The 5,464-nt window shown below is 70.4% G+C and carries 6 protein-coding genes; 2 read left to right on the forward strand and 4 right to left on the reverse strand.

What is annotated here, in order from left to right; genetic code table 11:
• Positions 1-40 precede the first annotated feature (40 nt).
• The 4 genes from ACFU53_RS46220 to ACFU53_RS46235 all read right to left on the reverse strand — a co-directional run bounded on the left by ACFU53_RS46220 (position 41) and on the right by ACFU53_RS46235 (position 3,254).
• On the reverse strand, positions 41-1,138 hold the full coding sequence (locus ACFU53_RS46220; protein ID WP_384006210.1) for a PDZ domain-containing protein: 1,098 nt from the start codon (positions 1,136-1,138) through the stop codon (positions 41-43).
• 74 nt (positions 1,139-1,212) lie between these two features.
• Positions 1,213-1,377, reverse strand: coding sequence for a hypothetical protein (locus ACFU53_RS46225; RefSeq protein ID WP_384006212.1), 165 nt, complete (start codon positions 1,375-1,377; stop codon positions 1,213-1,215).
• Between the two features lie 129 nt (positions 1,378-1,506).
• Positions 1,507-1,968 carry a molybdenum cofactor biosynthesis protein MoaE gene (locus tag ACFU53_RS46230; RefSeq protein ID WP_384006214.1) on the reverse strand — a complete coding sequence of 154 codons (462 nt, stop codon included), beginning with the start codon at positions 1,966-1,968 and terminating at the stop codon, positions 1,507-1,509.
• A 173-nt stretch (positions 1,969-2,141) separates the two neighbouring features.
• Positions 2,142-3,254: an SDR family oxidoreductase gene (locus ACFU53_RS46235; RefSeq protein WP_384006216.1), complete on the reverse strand. Its 1,113-nt coding sequence runs from the start codon at positions 3,252-3,254 to the stop codon at positions 2,142-2,144.
• 190 nt (positions 3,255-3,444) lie between these two features.
• Between ACFU53_RS46235 and ACFU53_RS46240 the strand changes: the two genes are divergently transcribed.
• A complete protein-coding gene (locus ACFU53_RS46240; protein WP_384006217.1) occupies positions 3,445-4,860 on the forward strand; it encodes a zinc-dependent metalloprotease in 1,416 nt (471 codons plus the stop codon).
• Positions 4,857-5,372 carry an NUDIX hydrolase gene (locus tag ACFU53_RS46245; RefSeq protein WP_384006219.1) on the forward strand — a complete coding sequence of 172 codons (516 nt, stop codon included), beginning with the start codon at positions 4,857-4,859 and terminating at the stop codon, positions 5,370-5,372. The genes ACFU53_RS46240 and ACFU53_RS46245 overlap by 4 nt, the downstream gene beginning before the upstream one ends.
• Positions 5,373-5,464: the final 92 nt, after the last annotated feature.

The following is a 5,464-nucleotide window of genomic DNA, read 5'->3' on the forward strand; positions in this document are numbered from 1 at the left end:
CCTCGGGGGCGCCCCCACACGCGTGTGTACGTCCGTCGCGTCAGCCCTTGGTGCTGCACTTCGGCAGGTCGGCGGTGTCGCCGGAGCGGATGTCCTGCAGGGCTCCCAGCGCGTCCTCGATGGTGTCCACCTTGACCAGGGTGAGTCCGTCGGGGGTGTCACTGGCGGCCGCGGCGCAGTTGTCCTTGGGCGTCAGGAAGTACTCGGCGCCCTTGTCGCGGGCTCCGACCGTCTTCATCTCGATGCCGCCGATGGGGCCGACCTTGCCCTCGTCGTCGATCGTGCCGGTGCCGGCCACGAACTTGCCGCCCGTCAGATTGCCCGGCGTGAGCTTGTCGTAGATGCCGAGGGAGAACATCAGTCCGGCGCTCGGGCCGCCGACGTCGGCGAGCTTGATGTCGATGGTGAACGGGAAGGTGTGGTCGGTCCCGGCGGAGATGCCGACGATCGCCCGCTCCTCGCCCGTGTCGTCGGACTTGGCCGTGGTGATCGTGACCTTCTCGGTCTCGGTCGCCGTCTTGTTCGCCTTCTCGGCGGCGGCCTGCGCCTTGGCGGGCACGATGACGAAGTCGACGTCCTCGCCCGGCTTGTGCTCGGTGACCAGCTTCGCCACGTCCCCGGGCGCCTTGACCTCCGTACCGTCGACGGACTTGATCACGTCACCGGCGTGCAGCTTGCCCTCGGCCGGGGAGTCCTTGAGGACGGTGGAGACGATCACCCAGGACTTCACCGGGATGTCCAGTTCCTTCAGGGCCGCGACCTTGGCGCTCTCCTGGGACTGGCTGAACTCCTCGGCGTTCTCCTGGGTCGACTGCTCCTCGGTCTTGCCGTCCGGGTACAGCGTGTCGTGCGGCACGACCTTGTTGTCGTGGGCCAGCCAGCCGTACACGGCCTCGACCAGGTTCATCCTGTAGTCGGCGCTGGTGACGCGGACCGTGGTCATGTTGAGGTGACCGGTCGTCGCGTACGTCTTGCGCCCGGAGATCTGCAGCACCGGCTCGCCGTCGTGCTCCCCGAGCGTGTTCACCGTCGGCCCGGGTGACATCTCCGAATAAGGCACGGGAATGATCACTCCCGCGCACAGGAGCGCGATCAGCATCAGGGTGGAGGCGAGCATCGTCGCGGTGCGGCGTGGCATGGAACGACAGTACGGGACAGGCCTGTCAGCGCACTGTCGGGGCCGTCCGACCGCGGCGAGGGCGAAGGGGGCCGCTAGCCGCCGGAGTGGGACCGCTCCATGGCCTCGCGGAAGCGTGAGTAACCCGCGAGTTCGGTGCCGTCCTCGATGCTCTTGCGGTTCCGGCTGGCCCAGCCACCCCACAGTCCGGCACCGATCGCGGCCACAAGTGGAATCAGCAACCAGGCGAGCGCCGCCATGCCGGCCTCCCAACCCCTATCAAGCAACCACAACTGATTGATCAGCAGATTATCCGTCCGCTCCGTCAACGCTCGCGCCGGGGGGCGGGTTACGCAACCGGAACGCGCAGGCGCATTCCGGTCACGGATTCAGCAGGCTCCCACCCATTCCTCCGTGCCGTCGGAGAACGTCTGGTGCTTCCAGATGGGCACTTCGTGCTTCAGATCGTCGATCAGTCTGCGGCACGCCTCGAAGGCCTCGCCCCGGTGCGGACACGAGACGGCGACGACCACGGCGAGATCCCCGACCTTCAGTTTCCCCACCCGGTGCACGGCCGCGAGCGCCCGGACCGGGTACTCCGCGACCACCTTCTCCGCGATCCGCCGCATCTCGGCCTCGGCCGTCGGGTGACATGAATAGCCGAGCTCGTCGACATCGGCGCCCCCGTCGTGATTCCGCACAGTCCCCACGAACAGCGCGGTCCCACCGGCCGCGTCGTCCCCGACCGCCCTGAACACCTCGTCGACGGAGAGCGCCGTCTCCCGAATCCCGATCAGCTTGACGGGCTCATCGGCCCCCTGCTCACCAGGATGATCATCATTCACTGCCATACCCCCATCGTGCCTCATCCTTTTGCGGCGCCGGGATCAACAGCGCAGCCCGTCCGGCGTTTGAGGACGAGTCCGAAGGCCGATGGGGATCTGGGGGCGAAGCCCCCAGGCACGGGATGAGACGGGTAAGGGCGGCGGGGGCGAAATATCCACGCGCGCCCCCAATCCGCTCCTCAGCGCCGACCCCGAGCCTTCCGGGCCCGCCGCACCAACGCCGCCGTACCCAGCAGCGCCACCGTCGCACCGGCGGCACCCGCGGCCGTCGCGTCCTTGCGCCCCAGCCGCCGCCCGGCCACGGTGTGCCGCCCGGCGACCTCCTCCAACAGCTCCGCGAGCACTTCCTCGTTCGTCCACAGCGGTCGCCAACCGGCATCGTGCAGCCGGCTCCCACTCACGACCCACGGATACATCGTGTACGCCAGATCCCCCGCCGGCGACGGCGTCAGCCCGATCCGGTGGAGCCGGGCAGCGGCCCCGAGGGCGACCGCGGACGGCAGCTCCATGCGCCGGATCCCGCTGAGCTCCTCGACCTCCTCCTGCTCCAGCCACCCCTCGCACCCGACGGCCAGCTCACCGTCGACCTTCTCCAGCACGGCGTACTCCAGCGCACCGCACAGATCCTCGACATGACAGAACTGCCAGGCGGGCCGCGACCCGGCCACCACGAGCAGCCGAGGCGACTCGAAATACCTGGTCAGCGCCGTGTCCGTCCCCCCGACAAGGGTCGCCGGGCGTACGACGGTGACATTGAGGCCCGGGTGGGCGCGCGGCGCGCGGCGCGCGAGCCGCTCGATCTCCAGCAGGTCGCCGACCCCGGTGGCCTCGGCGGTCGCCCGCAACTCGGCGTCCTCCGAGAGCGGCAGCTCGTTGTCGGGCAGCGCCCCGTAGACCATCGCCGAGGTGCACAGCACCACCCGGTGCACCCCTGCCGCGGCGGCCGCCGTGAGCACGGTCTGCGTGCCGCGCACGTTGTACGCGCTGCGGGCCGCCGAGTCCGCGCCCAGGTCGAGGTCGACGGCGAGGTGCACCACGGCGTCCGCCCCGCGCAGCTTCTCGGCGATCGCCGGGTCCCGCACGTCCAGGATGTGCCACTGGGCGGCCGCGCACTCGCCGCGCCGCTCGTCGATGGCGATGACCTGCCGGATCTCGTCGGACTCGGCGAGCCGCTCGGTGAGCAACGCTCCTACGCCGGACGCGGCACCGGTGACCGCGACGACGGGCCCGCGCACGGCGGGACTGGTTGAGTGGTTTCGCGCTGCGCGAACCTGTGGATCTGGGGAACTCACCGGGCGTCTCCAGCGGTTGTCTTCAGTACGAACGCGGGTGACGCGTACGTACCAGGTGGCATCCATCCTGCCGCAGGCCTTCGGTCGGCGGAGCACCGAGGCCTTAAGCCGCCGTGGTGTCTACGCTGGGTGGTGTTCGGGCAGCCGTGCCGTCGGAGAAATCCGATGGCCCTATCAGCCGAGGAATCCCGTGAGTGACACCCCATTCGGATTCGGCCTTCCGCCGGAGGAGCCGGACGACGGCGACGAGGGCAAGAAGAAGGACCAGGAGAGCGGTGGTGGTCAGGGACCGGCCAACCCGTTCGGCTTCGGGTTTCCCGGGGCCGGCGGCCCCGGCGCCGACAATCCGTTCGCCGCGATGTTCGGTTCCATGAACCCCACCGACCTGGGCGCCGCCTTCCAGCAGCTGGGCCAGATGCTCTCGTACGAGGGCGGCCCGGTGAACTGGGACATGGCCAAACAGATCGCCCGCCAGACGGTCTCCCAGGGGACCGCCGACGGCACGAAGGACGCGAGTGTCGGCCCCGCGGAACGCACCGCCGTCGAGGAGGCCGTCCGCCTGGCGGACCTGTGGCTCGACGACGTGACGTCCCTGCCGTCCGGCGCGGGCTCCACCGTGGCGTGGAGCCGCGCGGAGTGGGTGGAGGCCACCCTGCCCGCCTGGAAGGAGCTCGTCGACCCGGTGGCCGAGCGGGTCGGCGGTGCCATGGGCGACATCCTGCCGGAGGAGATGCAGGCCATGGCCGGCCCGCTGATCGGCATGATGAAGTCGATGGGCGGCGCCATGTTCGGCCAGCAGATCGGCCAGGCCGTGGGCGTGCTCGCGGGCGAGGTCGTCGGCTCCACCGACGTCGGACTGCCGCTCGGCCCGGTGGGCAAGGCCGCACTGCTCCCGCTGAACGTGGAGGCCTTCGGCAAGGACCTGGGCGTCGGCAAGGACGAGGTGCGGCTCTACCTGGCCCTGCGCGAGGCCGCCCACCAGCGTCTCTTCGCCCATGTCCCATGGCTGCGCTCGCACCTGTTCGGCGCGGTCGAGGGCTATGCGCGCGGGATCAAGGTCGACACGGCCAAGCTGGAGGACGTGGTCGGCCAGTTCGACCCGCAGAACCCCGAGGAGCTGCAGCAGGCACTCCAGCAGGGCATGTTCCAGCCGGAGGACACCCCGGCGCAGAAGGCCGCCCTGGCCCGTCTGGAGACGGCTCTGGCGCTGGTGGAGGGCTGGGTGGACGCGGTGGTGCACGCCGCCGCGAAGCCGCGCCTGTCGTCCGCGGACGCGCTGCGCGAGACCCTGCGCCGCCGTCGCGCCACGGGTGGCCCGGCCGAGCAGACCTTCGCCACGCTGATCGGCCTGGAACTGCGCCCCCGCCGTCTGCGCGACGCCTCCCGACTGTGGGCGTCCCTCACGGACGCGCGCGGCGTCGACGGCCGCGACGCCCTGTGGGCCCACCCCGACATGCTGCCCACCGCCTCCGACCTGGACGACCCGGACGGCTTCGTCCACCGCGAACAGCTGGATTTCTCCGAGCTGGACAAGATGCTCGGCGAGGCCGCGGGCGGCTCCACCGAGAAGCCTGACCTCAAGAAGAAGGACGACGACACCGAGTGAGCCTGTCCGACGACACGGTCCTCGTACTGAAGAGCTATGAGGACCAGGCCGAGCTGCGCCAGGCGTACCTCGACCACCTTGCGGCCCACCCGGACGGCATGTGGAAGGCGTGCGGCGCCGGACACATCACGGCGAGCGGTCTGGTGATCGACCCCGAGCACGGCCGGGTGCTGCTCACCCTCCACAAGAAGCTGCACATGTGGCTCCAGATGGGCGGCCACTGCGAGCCCGAGGACACCACCCTCGCGGGCGCGGCCCTCCGCGAGGCCACGGAGGAGTCCGGCATCACGGGTCTGACGCTCCTGGCGGGCGGCCCGGTCCGCCTGGACCGCCATCACACCCCGTGCGCCTGGCACCTCGACGTCCAGTACGCGGCTCTCGCCCCCGCCGGAGCTGTGGAGGCAATCAGCGACGAGTCCCTCGACCTGCGCTGGTTCGCGTACGACGAAGTGGCGACCGTGACCGACGACTCGGTCGTACGCCTGCTGGAGGCCACGCGGGCACGGCTCTGACCTCTCTCTTTCGCGTGGAGGCGGCGGTCGGACGGTGTGATGCCGACGGGCCGTGGGAAGGCCCCCGCCGGCGGGACGGACACAGTAAGGGG

It is taken from the genome of Streptomyces sp. NPDC057474, from assembly GCF_042802555.1.
Classification (GTDB): Bacteria; Actinomycetota; Actinomycetes; order Streptomycetales; family Streptomycetaceae; genus Streptomyces.

Excerpts from the sequence above, each read along its gene's own strand:
- ACFU53_RS46220 (WP_384006210.1), bottom strand. The coding sequence starts at position 1,138 with ATGCCACGCCGCACCGCGACGATGCTCGCCTCCACCCTGATGCTGATC.
- ACFU53_RS46225 (WP_384006212.1), bottom strand. The coding sequence starts at position 1,377 with ATGGCGGCGCTCGCCTGGTTGCTGATTCCACTTGTGGCCGCGATCGGT.
- ACFU53_RS46230 (WP_384006214.1), bottom strand. The coding sequence starts at position 1,968 with ATGGCAGTGAATGATGATCATCCTGGTGAGCAGGGGGCCGATGAGCCC.